Origin of the sequence: Streptomyces sp. NPDC017056, assembly GCF_044332485.1 — a bacterium.
In the GTDB taxonomy this organism is placed as follows: domain Bacteria; phylum Actinomycetota; class Actinomycetes; order Streptomycetales; family Streptomycetaceae; genus Streptomyces.
On the sequence record NZ_JBIRPD010000004.1, the window covers coordinates 353,049 to 370,072 of the forward strand.

Annotated in this window: 15 protein-coding genes and 1 pseudogene; 7 read left to right on the plus strand and 9 right to left on the minus strand. The window is 74.9% G+C overall.

Annotated features, from left to right (window positions below; genetic code table 11):
- Positions 1-157: 157 nt before the first annotated feature.
- Positions 158-1,333, minus strand: coding sequence for a glycerate kinase (locus ACH4OW_RS10050; RefSeq protein WP_398026445.1), 1,176 nt, complete (start codon positions 1,331-1,333; stop codon positions 158-160).
- 136 nt (positions 1,334-1,469) lie between these two features.
- Between ACH4OW_RS10050 and ACH4OW_RS10055 the strand changes: the two genes are divergently transcribed.
- The 3 genes and pseudogenes from ACH4OW_RS10055 (at position 1,470) to ACH4OW_RS10065 (ending at position 5,102) form a co-directional block, all read left to right on the plus strand.
- A complete protein-coding gene (locus ACH4OW_RS10055) occupies positions 1,470-3,173 on the plus strand; it encodes a BCCT family transporter (protein ID WP_360123958.1) in 1,704 nt (567 codons plus the stop codon).
- Between the two features lie 63 nt (positions 3,174-3,236).
- Positions 3,237-4,169, plus strand: coding sequence for an LLM class flavin-dependent oxidoreductase (locus tag ACH4OW_RS10060; protein ID WP_360123961.1), 933 nt, complete (start codon positions 3,237-3,239; stop codon positions 4,167-4,169).
- 45 nt (positions 4,170-4,214) lie between these two features.
- Positions 4,215-5,102 (plus strand): annotated as a pseudogene (locus ACH4OW_RS10065) (nucleotidyltransferase domain-containing protein).
- On the opposite strand, the gene ACH4OW_RS10070 reads toward ACH4OW_RS10065, so the two are convergent.
- Positions 5,037-5,609: a methylated-DNA--[protein]-cysteine S-methyltransferase gene (locus ACH4OW_RS10070; RefSeq protein WP_398026448.1), complete on the minus strand. Its 573-nt coding sequence runs from the start codon at positions 5,607-5,609 to the stop codon at positions 5,037-5,039. The pseudogene ACH4OW_RS10065 and the gene ACH4OW_RS10070 sit on opposite strands and share 66 nt — an antisense overlap.
- A gap of 8 nt (positions 5,610-5,617) precedes the next feature.
- A complete protein-coding gene (locus ACH4OW_RS10075; RefSeq protein ID WP_398026450.1) occupies positions 5,618-7,090 on the minus strand; it encodes an AlkA N-terminal domain-containing protein in 1,473 nt (490 codons plus the stop codon).
- Between the two features lie 288 nt (positions 7,091-7,378).
- On the opposite strand from ACH4OW_RS10075, the gene ACH4OW_RS10080 reads away from it, so the two are divergent.
- A complete protein-coding gene (locus ACH4OW_RS10080; protein ID WP_360123973.1) occupies positions 7,379-8,140 on the plus strand; it encodes a GNAT family N-acetyltransferase in 762 nt (253 codons plus the stop codon).
- Positions 8,141-8,174: 34 nt separating this feature from the next.
- On the opposite strand, the gene ACH4OW_RS10085 is transcribed toward ACH4OW_RS10080, so the two are convergent.
- Both ACH4OW_RS10085 and ACH4OW_RS10090 read right to left on the minus strand, forming a co-directional pair.
- Positions 8,175-8,696 (minus strand): O-acetyl-ADP-ribose deacetylase, encoded by a 522-nt coding sequence (locus tag ACH4OW_RS10085; protein ID WP_398026452.1) that lies wholly within the window; start codon positions 8,694-8,696, stop codon positions 8,175-8,177.
- Between the two features lie 39 nt (positions 8,697-8,735).
- Positions 8,736-9,359, minus strand: a complete 624-nt coding sequence (locus tag ACH4OW_RS10090; protein ID WP_398026454.1) for a TetR/AcrR family transcriptional regulator — start codon at positions 9,357-9,359, stop codon at positions 8,736-8,738.
- 98 nt (positions 9,360-9,457) lie between these two features.
- Here ACH4OW_RS10090 and ACH4OW_RS10095 point away from each other — a divergent pair, with 98 nt between their 5' ends.
- A complete protein-coding gene (locus tag ACH4OW_RS10095) occupies positions 9,458-10,087 on the plus strand; it encodes an MSMEG_1061 family FMN-dependent PPOX-type flavoprotein (protein ID WP_398026456.1) in 630 nt (209 codons plus the stop codon).
- Between the two features lie 23 nt (positions 10,088-10,110).
- A complete protein-coding gene (locus ACH4OW_RS10100; protein WP_398026458.1) occupies positions 10,111-11,019 on the plus strand; it encodes a PDR/VanB family oxidoreductase in 909 nt (302 codons plus the stop codon).
- A gap of 9 nt (positions 11,020-11,028) precedes the next feature.
- Here the strand turns inward: ACH4OW_RS10100 and ACH4OW_RS10105 are convergent, their stop codons facing one another.
- From ACH4OW_RS10105 to ACH4OW_RS10120, 4 genes are all read right to left on the minus strand, one after another.
- Positions 11,029-11,637: a TOPRIM nucleotidyl transferase/hydrolase domain-containing protein gene (locus tag ACH4OW_RS10105; RefSeq protein ID WP_398026649.1), complete on the minus strand. Its 609-nt coding sequence runs from the start codon at positions 11,635-11,637 to the stop codon at positions 11,029-11,031.
- 82 nt (positions 11,638-11,719) lie between these two features.
- Positions 11,720-13,138, minus strand: a complete 1,419-nt coding sequence (locus tag ACH4OW_RS10110) for a phytoene desaturase family protein (protein WP_398026460.1) — start codon at positions 13,136-13,138, stop codon at positions 11,720-11,722.
- A 40-nt stretch (positions 13,139-13,178) separates the two neighbouring features.
- On the minus strand, positions 13,179-14,084 hold the full coding sequence (locus ACH4OW_RS10115; protein WP_398026461.1) for an inositol monophosphatase family protein: 906 nt from the start codon (positions 14,082-14,084) through the stop codon (positions 13,179-13,181).
- Positions 14,085-14,175: 91 nt separating this feature from the next.
- Complete coding sequence (locus tag ACH4OW_RS10120; RefSeq protein ID WP_398026463.1) at positions 14,176-16,023, minus strand: gamma-glutamyltransferase family protein; 1,848 nt, start codon at positions 16,021-16,023, stop codon at positions 14,176-14,178.
- A 169-nt stretch (positions 16,024-16,192) separates the two neighbouring features.
- On the opposite strand from ACH4OW_RS10120, the gene ACH4OW_RS10125 reads away from it, so the two are divergent.
- Positions 16,193-16,963 carry a Sir2 family NAD-dependent protein deacetylase gene (locus ACH4OW_RS10125; RefSeq protein WP_360123997.1) on the plus strand — a complete coding sequence of 257 codons (771 nt, stop codon included), beginning with the start codon at positions 16,193-16,195 and terminating at the stop codon, positions 16,961-16,963.
- The last annotated feature ends 61 nt before the right edge of the window (positions 16,964-17,024 follow it).

Sequence of the window (17,024 nt, forward strand, 5' to 3'; positions counted from 1 at the left end):
CCGGTGGGCCGCCCCGGGGGATCACCGCGTCGGGTCCCGGGGACCCCCGCCCCACCACCCCCCCGGCGGCGGCTATCTGGGCGGGGGGGGTTTTTGGGGGTGGGGGGGGGGGGGGGGGCCGGGGGCCGCGCGCCCCGGGCCCGCGCTCCTCAGCGCCTCACAGCAGGAAGTCCCGGGCCAGGGCTTCCGCGGCGCGCTCCAGGAGGGGGCCGGCCTCGGCCATGCAGCGGTCCGGGTCGGGCTCCAGCTCGGTCAGGGCATAGGCGCGGCGGATGCCGGCCCGCCCCAGGGCCTCCGGCGGCAGGGCCAGGCGCCCGCAGACCGCCGCCACGTCCAGGCCCGCCGCCCTGGCCGCCGCCGCGACGCCGGCCGGCGCCTTGCCGTGCAGGGTCTGCTCGTCCAGCGAGCCCTCGCCGGTGACGACGAAGGTGGCGCGGGCGAGGGCCGGGGCGAAGCCCAGCACCTCCAGCATGACGTCGATGCCCGGCCGGAAGGCGGCGCCCAGGCCGACGAGGGCGCCGTAGCCGATGCCGCCCGCCGCGCCCGCGCCGGGCGCGAGGGCGTACTCGGCGGCGCGCGGCCCCACGGCGCCCTCCAGGACCTTGGCGTAGTGGGCGAGGGCCGCGTCCAGGGCCGCCACGTCCTGCTCGCTCGCGCCCTTCTGCGGCCCGTAGACGGCGGGGGCGCCCTTGGGGCCGGTGAGCGGGTTGTCCACGTCGCTGGCGAGGACGACCTCCGTACGGGCGAGCCGCGGGTCCAGGCCCGAGAGGTCGGCGGTGGCCAGGTCGCGCAGCGGGCCGCCGCCGGGCGGGAGCGGCGCGCCGGCCGCGTCCAGGAAGCGGGCGCCGAGGGCGGCGAGCATGCCGGCGCCGCCGTCGGTCGTGGCGCTGCCGCCGACGCCGAAGACGATGGTGGCGGCGCCCGCGTCCAGCGCCGCGCGCAGCAGTTCGCCGGTGCCGTACGTGGTGGCCGTGAGCGGCGCGAAGCACCCCTCGGGCAGGTGTTGCAGGCCCGATGCCTCCGCCATCTCCACCACGGCCGTGCCGTCCTCGTGGAGCGCGAAGGTGGCCGTCACCGGGTCTCCGGTGGGGCCGGTCACGCGCGCCTCGTGCCGGGCGAAGCCCGCCGCCAGCGCGGCGGCGACCGTGCCGTCGCCGCCGTCCGCGACCGGGACGGACTCCACCGCCAGGCCGGGGACGGCCCGGCGCAGCCCGGCCGTGACGTGCCCGGCGACCTCGACGGCCGTCAGCGAGCCCTTGAATTTGTCCGCGGCGATCAAGACCCGGGGGGCCCGGTCCCGGTCGGCCGCCGGTGTCCTTGCTGCGTCCGCCACTGTTTCCCCTTGCTTTCGAACTGGCAGTCGCGCCGTTGCGACCTTATCCGGCGCGGGGCCCGGCGAACAGGGACCGGGGACGCCGTACGGCGCGCCCATCCGGCATAGCGCCTTTTCCGGGTCATAGTGGGACGCCATGAGCGCGCAGACGTCCGAGGAACCGACGCCGGAGGCCGTGCCCGGCGGCGCGGAGCACGACCCGCCGCCCGACCTCGCCCTGGTCGGCGTCGGCGCCGCCGCGGTCGTCGCGGTGGTGGCCTGGGCCGCCCTGGGAAAAAAGAATTTCGCATCGGTCAGCGGTACCGCGCTGGACTGGGTGCTGGGGAATTTCGGCTGGCTTTTCGTGGTGGCCGCCGACTCTTTTCTCGTCATGTGCGTGCTCATCGCGTTCAGCCGTTTCGGCAGAATCCGGCTCGGCAAGGACGACGCGGAGCCGGAATTCGGAAATCTCGCGTGGATCGCGATGATGTTCAGCGCCGGCATGGGAATCGGCTTGATGTTCTACGGGGTGGGCGAACCCCTCCAGCACTACGTCTCCCCGCCGCCCGCGAGCGGTGTCGCCCCGCAGAGCGGCGCCGCGGCCCGTACCGCCCTGGGGTACTCGTTCTTCCACTGGACCCTGACGCCGTGGGCCATCTACGGCATCGCGGGCCTCGCACTGGCCTACGCGGGCTTCCGCAAGGGGCGCAGCAACCGGCTCAGCTCCGCGTTCGTACCGCTGATCGGCGAGCGGCGGGCCGGCGGGCGGCTGGGCCACCTGATCGACCTGCTGGCCGTCTTCGCGACGGTCTTCGGCACGGCCACCAGCCTGGGCCTCGGCGCCCTCCAGGTCGCCAAGGGCCTCAACATCACCACCGGAGCGGCGGACAGCACGACCGTGCAGCTGGTCATCATCGCCGCGCTGTCCGCCGCGTTCGTGGCGTCGGCCTTCTCCGGGCTGCACAAGGGCGTCAAGTGGCTGTCCACCCTCAACATCGTGCTGGCCGCGCTGCTGATGCTGTTCGTCTTCGTGCTCGGCCCGACGGTGTACGTCCTGGACAGCATCCCGGCGAGCGTCGGCGGCTACCTCGACGACCTGCTGCCGATGGCCTCGCGGACGGGCGCGTTCACCGACGCTGACTGGCTCGGCGCCTGGACGATCTTCTACTGGGCGTGGTGGCTGTCCTGGGCCCCGTTCGTCGGCACGTTCATCGCCCGCATCTCCCACGGCCGCACCATCCGCGAGTTTCTGTTCGGCGTACTGCTGGTGCCCAGCGCCGCGACGATGGTCTGGTTCTGCGTCATGGGCGGCAGCGCGATCCGGCTGGACGCCGGCGGCCACGCCGACCTGGCCGGGAACGCGCAGGACGCGGAGGCGTCGCTGTTCGGGATGCTGGACGCGCTGCCGGCCGGCACCGTCACCTCCTGGGTGGCGATGATCCTGGTGATGACGTACTTCATCACCAGCGCCGACTCCGCCTCCCTGGTCATGGGGTCGCTGACCAGCCGGGGCGCGCTGCACCCGCGGACCTGGCTGGTGGTCACCTGGGGCATCCTGATGGCCGCGGTCGCCGCGGTGCTGCTGGTGGCCGGCGGGCTGGACTCGCTCCAGACGGCGACGATCCTGGTCGCGCTGCCGTTCGTGTTCGTGATGCTGGCGCTGTGCTGGGCGCTGCTCAAGGAACTGCGCGAGGACCCCGGCGCCGGGCCCGCGCGCCACCAGGCGCTGCACGGGCTGCGGGACGCGGTGCGCACCATCGTCGGCGAGACGATCACCGAACAGGGGCGGGTCCGGCACCCGCGGCTGCGACGGGCCGCGGACGCCAAGCGGGCCGGGGACGACACGGGAACGTCCCCGTGACCTCAAGACCCCTTGCCCAAGTCCCCTTGACCTCAAGTCCCCTTGAAGTTGCATCGTCGCCGTATGACGTTTCTCCCGGATTCCGCGGTCCCGCCGGGCCGCCTGGCGGTGGGTGTGGTGCTGCCGTCGCCCGCCGTGCGACGCGCGCAGAAGCTGGGCCTCGCGGACGCGGCCCGGCACGCGGAACAGGCCGGGCTCGACCTCGTCTCGCACGGGGACCGGCCGGCGGGCGGCGCGGCGCCGGACGCCGCGGCGGCGCTGGCGACGGCGGCCGCCGCGACCGGGCGTGTCACCGTCGTCGGCGGGGTGCGCGTACCGGCGCTCCGGCCGCTGGCCCTGGCCGCCCGGCGGATCGCGAGCCTCCAGCACGCCGCGGACGGGCGGCTGGTGCTGGGCGTGGAGCCGGGCGGCGGGCGCGAGCAGTGGGCGGCGGCCGGCGTGCCGTACGAGGAGCGGGGCCGGCGGACCGACTCGGCGCTGCGGCTGCTGCCCCGGCTGCTCGCCGGCGAGCCGGTGCCGCTGCCGTACGAGGCCGGTGGCGCGGAGGCCGGCCCGGTGCCGGCCGTGCCGGTGCCGCCGGTCTGGATCGGCGGCAACTCCCCCGGCGCGGTACGGCGCGCCGCGCGGCTGGGCGACGGCTGGTTCCCTTCCCTGGTGCCGCCCGCCGAAGTGGCCGAGGGCGCGGTGCGGCTGGCCGAAGTCGCGGCCGTGTACGGCCGTAAGCTCCCGGTCGTCGCCGTCGGCACCACCGGCGTACTCGGTACGGAAGCGGGTCTGCCCGGCCGGGCGGACATCGCGGCGGGCCTCGCCGCCGCCCACGGCTCCCCGGCCGGACGCTTCGCGGACGTACCCGTGACCGGCGGGCTCCGGGAGGCCGCGGAACGCCTGCACAGGTACTGCGGCGCGGGCGTCACCCGCATCCTGATGAGGTTCGCGGGCGGCGACTGGCGCCATCAGGTGGACCTGCTGGCGGACGTGCGCACCCTGCTGTGCTGAGAAACTGCCGCGCGGCGGTGGGAGGCGGCGTCCTAGGCTGCCGGCATGAAGGAGAGCACGGACCGCTCCGGGCGGGCGTACGCGTCGCGTTTCGAGTCGGGTGAGGACTACTGGGCGGAGAGCGGGGCGGCCGCCCTGGCGAAGGTGCCCGGCGTCGTCGGTGTGACGCTGGGAGGCAGCCGGGCCAGGGGCACCCACCGTCCGGACTCCGACTGGGACTTGGGCGTCTACTACCGCGGCGAACCCGGTCTGGCGGCCCTCGCGGACCTGGCGGCGGAGGTCACCGGCTCGCCCGTGGAGATCCACGCGCCGGGCGCGTGGGGCGACTGGGTCAACGGCGGCGCCTGGCTGGTGATGCCGGACGGCAGCCGTGTCGACTGGCTCCTGCGGGACGCCGACCGGGTGTCGGGGGTGTGGCGGGAGTGCCGGGCGGGCCGGTTCGAGATCGGCGCCCAGGCGGGCCACCCGCTGGGGTTCTGGTCCCCGGCGTACGCGGGCGAACTGGCCCTGGCCCGCCTGCTGGCCGACCCCACCGGCGAACTGGGCCGTCTCCAGGAGGAGATGCGCGAGTACCCGGAGCCGCTGCGGGCCGCGCTGACGGGCACGGCGGTCTAGGACGCCGGGTTCTCCGTGGCCATGGCGGGCAAGTCCGCCGCGTCCGCGGACACCTTGCATACCGCGCTGTGCCTGGCCCGGGCGGTGGGCGACCTCACGCAGGCGCTGCACGCCCACCACCGGACCTGGTGCATCAACGAGAAGGGCGCGCTCGCGGCAGCGGCTTCCCTGCCGGATACGCCGCCCGGCTTCGAAGAGCGGGCAGGCGCGCTGCTCGGTCGACTCGGGCGAACCGGGACCGAGTTGTCGCTTTCACTGGAGGCCGCCGAGCGGCTGGTGGCGGACGTGCGCGAGGTCGTGGGTGCCGGGCAGGGCTGAGCCCTGCTCGAAGTCCAGCAACAGGCGCTTGCGGTCGAGTCCGCCGCCGTAGCCGGTCAGGCTTCCGCTCGCGCCGATGACGCGGTGGCAGGGGATGATGATGCCGATCGGGTTCTTGCCGTTGGCGAGGCCGACCGCGCGGGCCGCCGAGGGCTTGCCGATGCGCTCGGCGAGCTGCCCGTACGAGAGCGTCGCGCCGTACGGGATCTCGCGCAGGGCGTCCCAGACGACCCGCTGGAAGGGCGTTCCGTGCGGGGCGAGCGGCAGGTCGAAGTCGGTCAGGGTGCCGTCGAAGTAGGCGCGGAGCTGCCGGACGGTCTCGGCGAAGGGCGGGGTCAGCGGGTCCTCCGGCGGGCCGAAGGACTCCTCGGGCGGGCGGTGGCGCTGATCGGTCATGTAGAGGCCGACGAGAGTGTCCCCCTCGGCCACCAAGGTCAGCGGGCCGTACGGGGTGTCGGGCAGGACGGCGTGGCAGCGCTCGCCGCCGGTGCCTTCGAGAACGGACATGGTGCGCCTCAGTCGGTGGGGAGGTGGTTGATGGGGTGGTCGTCGGTGGCCCAGAGGTACTGGACGGCGTACGCGCGCCACGGGCGCCAGCGCGCCGAGTGCCGTACGAGCGCCGCCGGGGTGGCGGGCAGCCCGAGGTGCGCGGCGGCACGGCGCAGGCCGAGGTCGGTCGGCGTGAAGGCGTCCGGGTCGCCGAGGGCCCGCATGGCGATGCACTCGACGGTCCACGGGCCCACGCCGGGCAGCGCGGCAAGCCGGGCGCGGGCCCGCTCGCGGTCGGTGCCGACGCCGAGCTGGACGTCCCCGCCGGCCAGGGCCGCGACCAGCCCGGTGAGCGTGGCGCGCCGGGTGCGCGGCATGGCCAGCGCCTCGGGGTCGAGGCCGGCGAGCGCGGCGGCCGGAGGGAAGAGGTGGGTGAGACCGCCCGCCGGATCGTCGATCTTCTCCCCGTGCGCGGTGACCAGCCGGCCGGCGTGCGTACGGGCCGCCGCGGTGGACACCTGCTGGCCCAGTACGGCACGGACCGCGAACTCGTCCGCGTCCACCGTGCGCGGCACCCGCCGCCCCGGCGCCTTGCGGACCAGCGGGGCCAGCACGGGGTCCTCGCCCAGCAGTCCGTCGACCGCCTCCGGGTCGGCGTCCAGGTCGAGCAGCCGGCGGCAGCGCGCGATGGCTCCGGCGAGGTCGCGCAGGTCGGTGAGGGAGAGCCGGCAGTCGATGTGGCCGGGGCGCGGGCTGAGGGCGACGATGCCGTGCCCGTACGGGAGGCCGAGCGTGCGCCGGTACGCGCCGTCCCGCCACTCCTCCACGCCCGGTACGGCGGTCGCGGCCAGGTGCCCGAAGAGGTTGTCGGGGCACAGCGGCTGCCGGAAGGGCAGCCGCAGGGCGAGCGTGCCGGGCAGGGCGGCGCCGGCGCCTGGCCTGGCGCGCTGCCGCAGCTCGGTCGGCGCGAGCGCGAACACCTCCCGCACGGTCTCGTTGAAGGTGCGGATGCTGGCGAACCCGGCGGCGAACGCCACGTCCGCCATGGGGAGTTCGCTGGTCTCGATGAGCAGCCGGGCGGTCTGGGCGCGCTGCGCGCGGGCCAGCGCGAGCGGACCGGCGCCGAGCTCGGCCAGCAGCTGCCGTTCGACCTGGCGGGTGCTGTAGCCGAGCCGGGCGGCGAGCCCGGGGACGCCCTCGCGGTCCACGATGCCGTCGGCGATCAGCCGCATGGCCCGCGCCACGAGGTCGGCGCGCTCGTCCCACTGCGGCGAACCGGGGCTGGCGTCCGGGCGGCACCGCTTACAGGCGCGGTATCCGGCCTGCTGGGCGGCGGCGGCGCTCGGGTAGAAGGTCATGTTCTGGGGCTTGGGCGGCACCACCGGACAACTGGGGCGGCAGTAGATACGCGTGGTGCGCACCGCCGTGTAGAACCAGCCGTCGAACCTGGCGTCCTTGGACTGTACGGCGCGCAGACAGCGCTCGAAGTCGGTGTGCATGGACCCAGCATCCGGCAGCCACGAGCGCCGGGCTGGCGGTTTTCCGACATCAGCGTGCGGTGACCAGCGGGGGCGCCGCGGTCCGGCGCGTCGCTGCGGGGTGGCATACGGCACCCGCCGCGAATTTGCTTCGGGCCGGGGCCCGTGTGCGAGAGTGGGCCGACCCGGTCGGCCGGGCGCGCCGCGTGCGCTGCCGCTGCCGGGACCCCCTACTTCAGACGGACGGTTCCGGCCGCGCCCGCGCGTGTCCGGAGTCGTTCCCCTCCCTACGTCCTTTTCCAGAGAGTGATGCAGGCAACGACTCTTCTTCCCCGGACCGCGGACCTGTTCACGCAGGGCCTGGAGCTCCAGGAGGGTGCCGCCCTCCTGCGATTCGGCGCCGCACGGCAGCGGCCCGCCGACCGGATCGGCTGGTCCGGCGCCGGTGCCGCCGCCTGGCTCGACGATGCCCGCGGGCACGTGTGGAGCGTCGGCGAACCCGATGCCGCCGCCGGTCTCGTCGTGCGGGCCGCGCAGGGTCTGCCCGGCCGCGTACGGGAGTTCACCGGGCCGCGCGGCACCGAGACGCTGGCCGGCCGGCACCTGGCGGTGACCGACGTGGTCGAGTGGATCTTCCGCTGGACGCTGGAGGAACCGGCCGTCCACCCGGCGGAGGACCGGGTGGTCACGCTCGACGAGAGCCACCACGACGAGCTGCTCGCCTTCCTCAACGAGCACAGCCCGGCCCACTCGACCGGCCCTGGGTCAGCGGACGTCAGCCTCTGGGCCGGCATCCGCGGCGCGGACGGGCGGCTGGTGGCCTGCGGCGCCATGAGCAGCCTGCGGGACAGCGGCGCCCCGCTGATGGCGTCGGTCGCGACCGACGCCGCCCAGCGCGGGCAGGGGCTCGGCGCGGCGCTGACCTCGTGGCTGACCCGGCACACCGTGCGCCGGCACGGGTTCTGCACGCTGTGGCAGCTGGCCGACAACGCGCCCGCCGAGCGGCTCTACGACCGCCTCGGCTACCGCAACGAGGATCCGTGCGTGTCGGCGCGGATCGCGTCCGGCTGAGCGGGGGCGCCGTACGGTCGCGGCCCGCGGCCGGTCAGCCCACCTGCGCGGCGAACGCCTCGTACGCCCGCTCGTCGAAGAGGACGAAGCGCACCTCGGCCACGGCCGTCCGGGCGGCCCGCACCGTCTCGACGGCGATGCGGGCCGCGTCGTCCACAGGCCACCGGTAGACCCCGGTGGAGACGGCGGGGAAGGCGACGGTCCGGGCGCCCAGCCCGTCGGCGACCCGCAGCGACTCGCGGTAGCAGGAAGCGAGCAGGTCCGAGCGGTCCTCGGACTTCGCCCAGACGGGCCCGACGGTGTGGATCACCCAGCGGGCCGGCAGCCGGCCGGCCGTGGTCGCCACGGCCCGGCCGGTGCCCAGCCCCCGCCCGTAGTGCGAGGCGCGCAGCGCGCGGCACTCGGCGAGGATCTCGGGCCCGCCGCGCCGGTGGATCGCGCCGTCCACGCCCCCGCCGCCCAGGAGCGAGGAGTTGGCGGCGTTCACGACGGCGTCCACCTGCTGTTCGGTGATGTCGCCCGCGACGAGGGTGAGGGCGGGTGTGTGTGCGGTCATACGGCCATCATGGCCCGGCGCCGGGTGCCGGCGGGGACGTCACCGGGCCGTGGTGAGGTAGCCGGTGAGCATGGCGACGAGTTCGTTCTCGAAGCGGGTGACGTCGACGGGGTCCGGTGCGGCGAGCAGCTGGTGGACGACGAGTTCGATCGTGGCCACGACCAGCTGGGCGGCGACCTGCGTGTCCTCGACCTCGACCTCGGGGTGGCCGGCGATCAGGTCGTGCACGTAGGCGGTCCGTGCCTGCTTGTGCCGGTAGATCTTGTCGAGCAGTTCGGGGGCCCTGGGCGCCTGCTCGGCCATGACGCGCAGCAGTTGGGGATCGTCGAGGTGGTTGCCGATCGAGGTGCGCACGAAGAGCCGGACGGTCTCTTCCAGGGAGTCGGGCAGCTGCCCGTCCCGGTGGCTGTCGGCGGCGGCGATCCCGGCGTCGAGGTGCCGGGTCACCAACTCCACCAGGATCGCATCCTTGTTCGGGTAGTACTGGTACAGCGAGCCGATCGAGACGCGCGCCCGCTCGGCGATGCGGTTGGTGGTTCCCGCGGCGTAGCCGTACTCGGCGAAAACGTGAGCAGCCGCGGTGAGGATGCGCTGTCTGGTGGCTTCGGCGCGGGCCTGGCGTGGCTGTTTACGTGGCTGGATCCCGCGGCGGTCCGCTGGCATGACACCTCCTGGGCGGCCCCTCGAAAGCGAGTGGCGAGGACCTGAGCAATTGCTCACAATAGTGCCATGAGCTGCGACGGAGCACTTGAGGAGGCCTCATGACCCCTAACGGCACCAGGCCCAGGCGGCTGTCCCCCGACGAGGTGCGCGCCCGGCTCGGCGCACCGCACGCCACGGTCAAGGACAAGATCCACGACCATATCGACGATCTCGGCCGCCGCTTCATCGCGCTGTCGCCTTTCATGTCGCTGGCCACGGCGGACGCGGCGGGACGCGCCGACTGCTCACCGCGCGGCGACTACCCCGGTTTCGTCAAGGTCCTCGACCCGTACACTCTCGCGATACCCGACCGGCCGGGCAACAAGATCGCCGACTCCTTCCGCAACATCGCGGAGAACGACGGGGTCGGGCTGCTCTTCCTGGTCCCCGGGGTGCGGGAGACCCTGCGGGTCAACGGCAGCGCCTACCCCACCGACGAGCCCGACGTGCTCACCCGGATGCGCACCGAGGCCAAGGAACCGGACCTGGCGATCGTCGTCGAGGTGGCCGAGGCGTACTTCCACTGCGGCCGTGCGCTCATCCGGTCCCGGCTGTGGGACCCGGCGAGCCAGGCCCTCGCCGACGAGATGCCGTCGGCCGGCGAGATCGCCGCCTCGCAGCTCGGGCCCGACGTCGACCCGAAGCAGTTCGAGGCCGTCCTCGAAGAGGCCTACCGCAAGCTCTACTGACCGTGCAGGAAAGGGAATCACCGATGCAGCGGACCGTCATCGACCGCATCGACCGGGTCACCGAAAACGTCGTCTCCCTCGTGCTGCGCGGCACCGACGGGCCGCTGGCGCCCTGGGAGCCGGGCGCCCACGTCGACGTGGCCCTGCCGAACTGGCTGACCCGGCAGTACTCACTGTGCGGCGACCCGGCGGCCCTGGAGACCTACCGCCTCGCCGTGCGGTACGAGCCGCTCAGCCGGGGCGGCTCCGAATTCATCCACCGTTTCCTGCGCCAGGGCCGCCCGCTCGACGTGTCGCTGCCCCGCAACAACTTCCCCCTCGTCCCCGCACCGCGCTACCTCTTCCTCGCCGGGGGCATCGGCATCACCGCCGTCCTGCCGATGCTGCGTGCGGCGGCCGGGGCGGGGCTGCCCGCCTCGCTCGTGTACGTGGGTCCTTCGGTCGACACCATGCCCTTCGCGGACGACCTGCGCTCCGCCTACGGCGACGCCGTACGCATCGTCGCCACGCGGCAGCACGGCAGGCCGGACCTCAGGGCGATGGCGGCGGAGCTGGAACCCGGCACGCTGGTCTACTGCTGCGGCCCGGCCCCCATGCTCACGGCGGCGGAGGCCGCCTTCCCGGCGGAACAGCTGCGCTTGGAACGGTTCCAGCCGACGCCCAAGGTGTTCGCCCCCGACACGGCGTTCGAGGTCGCGTGCGCCCGGTCGGGGCGTACGGTCCGGGTGGATGCCGACGAGTCGCTGCTGAACGCCCTGGACCACGCCGGGCTCCCCGTGGCGTCCGGGTGCCGCGAAGGCGTCTGCGGCAGTTGCGAGATCACCGTCCTCGACGGGGAGGTCGAGCACCGCGACGACGTCGGCGCCCCCGAGGGCCGGATGTACGCCTGCGTGTCCCGCGCGCTGGGCCCGCGGCTGGTGCTGGACCTCTGAGCGCGCCGCTCAGAGGCTCGCGAGGAGGTCGTCGAGCGGGGCCGGCACCCGGCCGGGGGCGAGGGCCTCGACGAGGAGGCGGCCGTAGCGGATCTTGCGGCCCTTCTTCGTACCGAGGAAGCGCCGCAACTGCTGCTGCCGGGACCGGCCGTGCTGTGCGGGCTGGTGCAGGAAGGTCTGCCAGGGGCGCAGGTCGCCCTCCGCCGCGACGATCTCCTCGACTCTCGCCGTGCCCAGCGCGCGGACGAGTTCGTCCTCCAGGTCCGCCACACACACGAAGAAGCCACGGCGCGGCGCCCGCGCCCGCTCCAGAGCACGGTCGTAGAAGCGCTGTTCGCCCTCGTCGCACAGCCCTGCCAGGCGCAGTCCCAGACCGGGCGGCCCGAGGAGGCCGACGTAGCGGCCGACGCTCATCGCCCCGCCCATCGGCACGACGCACACCCCCTCGGCGGCCAGGTCGCGGCCACGCCGCGCGGCCAGCGCCTCGACGGCCGCGAGGTCGCTCGGCCCTTCCAGCAGCACCGCCGTGCGCACCCCCAGCCGCACGGCCAGGTCGCCCGCCGGTCCGCCGGGGCCGCCGGCCGCCCAGCCGCCGACCGCGTCCAGGAACGCCCCCATGTCCGCCGACGCCCGTATGTCCGCCATGGAGCGAGTCTGCCCCTCCGGCGGCGGCGCGGCACGCGATATCCGGCGGCCCCGGTCAGCCGGCGGGGCGCAGGCGGCGCCAGACCGCCCTGGCGGCGTGGTGGCCCGGCATGCCGTGGACGCCGGGGCCCGGCGGGGTGGACTGGGAGCACAGGAAGACCGCCGGGTGGGCGGTGGTGTACGGGACGCGGGACAGCTTGGGCCGGACGAGCAGGCCGAGGCCCGCCGCCGAGCCCGCGCCGATGTCCCCGCCCACGTAGTTGGCGTTGCGGGCGGCCAGCCGGGGCGGCCCGGCGACGGCACGGGCCAGCACCAGGTCGCGGAACCCGGGCGCGAAGCGCTCCAGTTGGCGTTCCACCGCCTCCGTCGCGTCGCCCTCCCAGCCGTGCGGTACGTGGCCGTACACCCAGAAGGTGTGCTTGCCCTCGGGGGCGCGGGTGGGATCGACCAGACTCGGCTGCGAGGTGATCAGGAAGGGGACGGACGGGGCGCGGCCGTCGGCGGCGGCGCGCAGGGCGGTGCCGATCTCGCCGCTGGTGGGGCCGAGGTGCACGGTGCCGGCCCGTCGGGCGGCGTCCGACGTCCACGGCACCGGGCCCGACAGCGCGTAGTCGATCTTGAAGACGCCGGGGCCGTACCGTACGCCGCGGTAGGCGTTGCCGAGCCCCGCGATCCGGGCCAGGGCGGTCGGCGAGGTGTCGAAGACGTACGCGCGGGCCGGCGGCAGGTCGTCCAGCCGCTTGACCTCGTACCCCGTGTGGACCACACCGCCGTGCAGGCGCAGCAGCGCGGCCAGGGCGTCGGGGATGGCCTGGGAGCCGCCGCGCGGGACCGGCCAGCCGCCCGCGTGCGCGGCCAGGGCGAACATCAGGGCGGCGCCGCCCGTGCCGGGGCTGCTGAGCGGCGCGATGACATGGGCGGCGAGGCCGGCGAACAGGCCGCGCGCCTTCTGGTCCCGGAACCGGCGGTTGAGGAGCGCGGCCGGCTGGGCCGCGGCCAGGCCGAACCGGGCATACGTCACCGGGTCGCGCGGCACGCCGAGCCACTGGGTGCGCAGGAAGTCCGCGGCGAGGGTGTCCCACTTGCCGAGGAAGGGCGTGAGCAGCCTGCGGTACGTCCCGGCGTCGTGCACGCCGAGGGACATCGCCGTCTCGCCGACGGAACGGGCGAGCACCGCGGCCGTACCGTCGGGAAAGGGGTGGGCCAGCGGAAGGTCGGGGTGCAGCCACCGCAGGCCGTGCCGCTCCAGGTCCAGGGCGGCGAACGCCGGCGAGCCCACGGCGAGCGGGTGCACCGCCGAGCAGGGGTCGTGCCGGAAGCCGGGGAGGGTCAGCTCCTCGGTACGGGCGCCGCCCCCGATGGTGTCGTGGGCCTCGAAGACCTCGACGGCCAGGCCGCGGCGGGCCAGTTCGACGGCCGCCGTCAGCCCGTTGGGGCCCGCCCCGATCACCACGGCATCGAGCATCGTCGGCACCTGCGCCACTCCCCTCGTGTGCGACCCTCGCCCTTGAGGATCAGTTGGCGGCAGCCAGCAGACCGAGGATACGCCGGGCGGTCTCCGCGTCCCGTGCGGCGGTGAAGGGCAGCGCGTTGCCGCCGGCGATCCGGAACGGCTCGCCGGCGACCGTGCCGCTCGCGCCGCCCGCCTCGTGGACGAGCAGCAGCCCGGCCGCGTGGTCCCAGGCGTTCTCCCAGCTGAAAGCCACCGCGTCGATCCGGCCCTGCGCGATGTGCAGGTACTCCAGGCCCGCCGAGCCGCAGGGGCGCGGGGCGACGCCGTCGGTCTCCAGGGCGGCCAGCACCCGCTTCTGCTCGTCGGTGGTGAAGTCGTAGTGCGATATCGCCACGTCCAGCCCCGCACCGGCCGCCGGGGGCCCCGGGCACAGCGGCGTCCCGTTCAGCTCGGCGCCGGCGCCGCGGCGGGCGGTGGCCATCAGGTCGAGGGCGGGCGCGTACGTCCAGGAGGCCAGCAGCTCGCCGCGGAGCGCCAGGGTGACGAGCGTGGCGAAGCCCGGGTCGCCGTGCACGAACTGGCGGGTGCCGTCGACCGGGTCGACGATCCACACCGGCGCGTCACCGGCCAGCGCTTCGAGCACCGCCGGGTCGGCGTGCACCGCCTCCTCGCCGACCACCAGCGAGCCGGGCAGCAGGGTCGTCAGGGCGGCGGTCAGGTGCTCCTCGGCCAGCCGGTCGGCGACCGTGACGAGGTCGTGCGGGCCGTTCTTCTCCACCACCTCGTGGGCGGCGAGCTGCCGGAACCTCGGCATGATCTCGGCCGCCGCCGCCTTGCGGACGGCGTCCTCCACCGCTGCCGTGTCCAGCGCCCGCAGCACCCCGTCAGCGGTGTGCGCGGCGGGTCCGCCCGCCGCGCCCGGCTCTTCCGTCGTGTCTCCCGTATCCGTACGAATCGCTTCGATCATGACTCCATCGAACCACGACCCACTGACACAGGACCTGGACAGGAGGTGAACTCCGGATGCCGGGCCCCCGGGCCCGGTGCGTGCGCCCCGTCTACCGCCCCACCGCGTACCCCTGCATCCCGCGCGGGTTCGCCGCCGCCGACAGCACACCCGTCTCCGGGTCGCGCGCCACCGCCGACAGCCGCCCTTCCGACCACGGGTCCCCGACGGTCACCGCGTGCCCGCGGCGCCGCAGCTCCCCGATCACCTGCGCGCCGATCCGGGACTCGACGGTGACGGCGCCCGGCCGCATGGCGCGCGGGAAGAAGGAGCCGGGGAAGGAGTCGTTGTGCCAGTTCGGGGCGTCGATGGCGCCCTGGAGGTCGAGGCCGCCGCGCACGGGGGCGCGCAGCGCCGCCGCCAGCAGGAAGTGCAGCTGCCACTGGTCCTGCTGGTCGCCGCCGGGGGTGCCGAACGCCATCACCGGCACGCCGTCGCGCAGCGCCAGCGACGGCGTGAGGGTGGTGCGCGGCCGGCGGCCGGGCGTCAGCGAGTTCGGCAGCCCCTCCTCCAGCCACGTCATCTGCAGGCGCGTGCCGAGCGGGAAGCCGAGCGCGGGGACCACCGGGTTGGACTGGAGCCAGCCGCCGGAGGGCGTCGCGGACACCATGTTGCCCCAGCGGTCCACGATGTCGATGTGGCAGGTGTCGCCGCGGGTGGCACCGCTCCGGTCGACCTCGGGCGCGATGAGGGGTGCGGCACCGGGCGTGCCGGGCCCGGCCACGGTGGGCTCGCCCGCGCCGCTGCCGGCGCCCGGCGCCGCTGCGGCGTCCTCGCCCGCCGCGACCGCCAGGGCGTGCTTGCCCAGCCGGGGCGTGCGGCCGTCCGGGCTGCCGGGCCGCAGCTCGTACGAGGCGTGCTCGCCGACCAGGGCCCGCCGCGCCGCGTTGTAGTCCTCGCTCAGCAGCGTTCCGAGCGGCACCTCGGCGGCGTCGCCGTACCACGCCTCGCGGTCGGCCATGGCCAGCTTGCAGCCCTCGATCAGCAGGTGCACGTACTCGGCGCTCCCGTACTCGGGCAGCTCCGGCGGCAGCAGGGCGAGCTGTTGAAGCAGCACCGGCCCCTGCGACCAGCCGCCGGCCTTCGCCACGGTCCAGCCGTTCCAGTCGTAGGTGACCGGGTCCTCGTACGTCGCGGAGAAGGCCGCCAGGTCGTCGCCCGTGAGCGTGCCGGCGTGCCGCTCGCCGGAGGTGTCCATGGCAGGCCGGGCGGCGAAGGCGGCCAGCGCCTCGCCGACGAAACCCTCGCGCCAGATCCGCCGGGCGGCGTCGATCCGCGCCTCCCGGCCGGTGGCGGCGGCCTCGGCCTCACCGATCAGACGGCGCCAAGTGGCCGCCAGCGGCCGGTTTTTGAGCAGCCCGCCGGGTGCGACCGGCTGCCCCTGCGGAAGGTAGATCTCGGCGGACGATATCCACTCGGTCTCGAACAGTTCCCGTACGGTCGCGACCGTCTCGCCGACCCGCTCGACGGCCGGGTGCCCGTGCTCCGCGTACCCGACGGCGTACTTGAGCACCTCGCCCAGGGCCTTGGTGCCGTAGTCCCGCAACAGCAGCATCCACGCGTCGAACGCGCCGGGCACGGCGGCGGCGAGCGGCCCGGTGCCGGGCACCAGCCCGAGCCCGAGCGAGGTGTAGTGCGCCACGCTCGCCCCCGCGGGGGCCGGGCCCTGGCCGCACAGCACCCGCACCGGCCCGCCCGCGGGCGCGAGCACGATCGGCACCTCGCCCGCCGGACCGTTCAGGTGCGGCTCGACGACGTGCAGCACGAACCCGGCGGCCACCGCCGCGTCATAGGCGTTGCCGCCGTCCTCCAGTACGGCCATCGCGGACTGTGAGGCCAGCCAGTGCGTGGTCGCGGCCATGCCGAAGGTTCCCTGGAGGGTGGGGCGGGTGGTGAACACGTGGCTCCTCGCTTCGATGTACGAACTCTCTTACCGCCCTCTCCCCCGCCCCGGGCCCGACGATGCCACCGGACGCCCACGAAGGCACCGGACCGCCCACGAAGGCGCCGGTGCATTCGCCCGCCCGAATCCGCTCGCCGTCCCCGCGGCCGCTGCGTACGCTCGCGGCATGACCGGTACGGACCCCGCCAGCGCCCCGACCTCCCACGACTCCGCCCGGCGCCCCCTGGTGGCGATCCTCAGCGGCGCGGGCATCTCCACCGACTCCGGCATCCCGGACTACCGCGGGCCGAACGGGCTGTGGCGGCGGGACCCCGAGGCGGAGAAGCTCGTGACGTACGAGTACTACATGAACGACCCGGACATCCGGCGCCGTTCCTGGCGGATGCGGCAGGACAGCCCGGCCCTGCGCGCCCGGCCGAACGCGGCCCACGAAGCGATCGCCCGGCTGGAGCGGTCCGGCGTACCGGTCCGTGTCATCACGCAGAACGTCGACGGGCTGCACCAGCTCGCGGGCGTACCGGACCGCAAGGTGCTGGAACTGCACGGCACGGCCCGCACCGCCGCCTGCACCCGCTGCCACGCCCGGTCGCCGATGTCCGAGGCCCTCGCCCGGGTGGCCGCCGGCGACCCCGACCCGGCGTGCACCGCCTGCGGGGGCATCCTCAAGTCGGCGACGGTGATGTTCGGCGAGCGGCTCGACCCTCGGGTGCTCGGTACGGCGACGAGCGTGGCCAAGGCGGCCGACGTCTTCATCGCGGTGGGCACGAGCCTCCAGGTCCAGCCCGCCGCCTCGCTCGCCGGGGTGGCCGCCGAGCACGGGGCCCGGCTGGTCATCGTGAACGCCGAGCCCACCCCGTATGACGACCTGGCCGCGGAAACGATTCGCACCCCCATCGGAACCGCCCTCCCCGAGTTGCTCGCCACTCTCGCTCCCTGAGGGTCCGGCCCCTTCGGCGCACCCCAGGTCTCGGACACCTTTATGCGCTGTTGACCTCTTT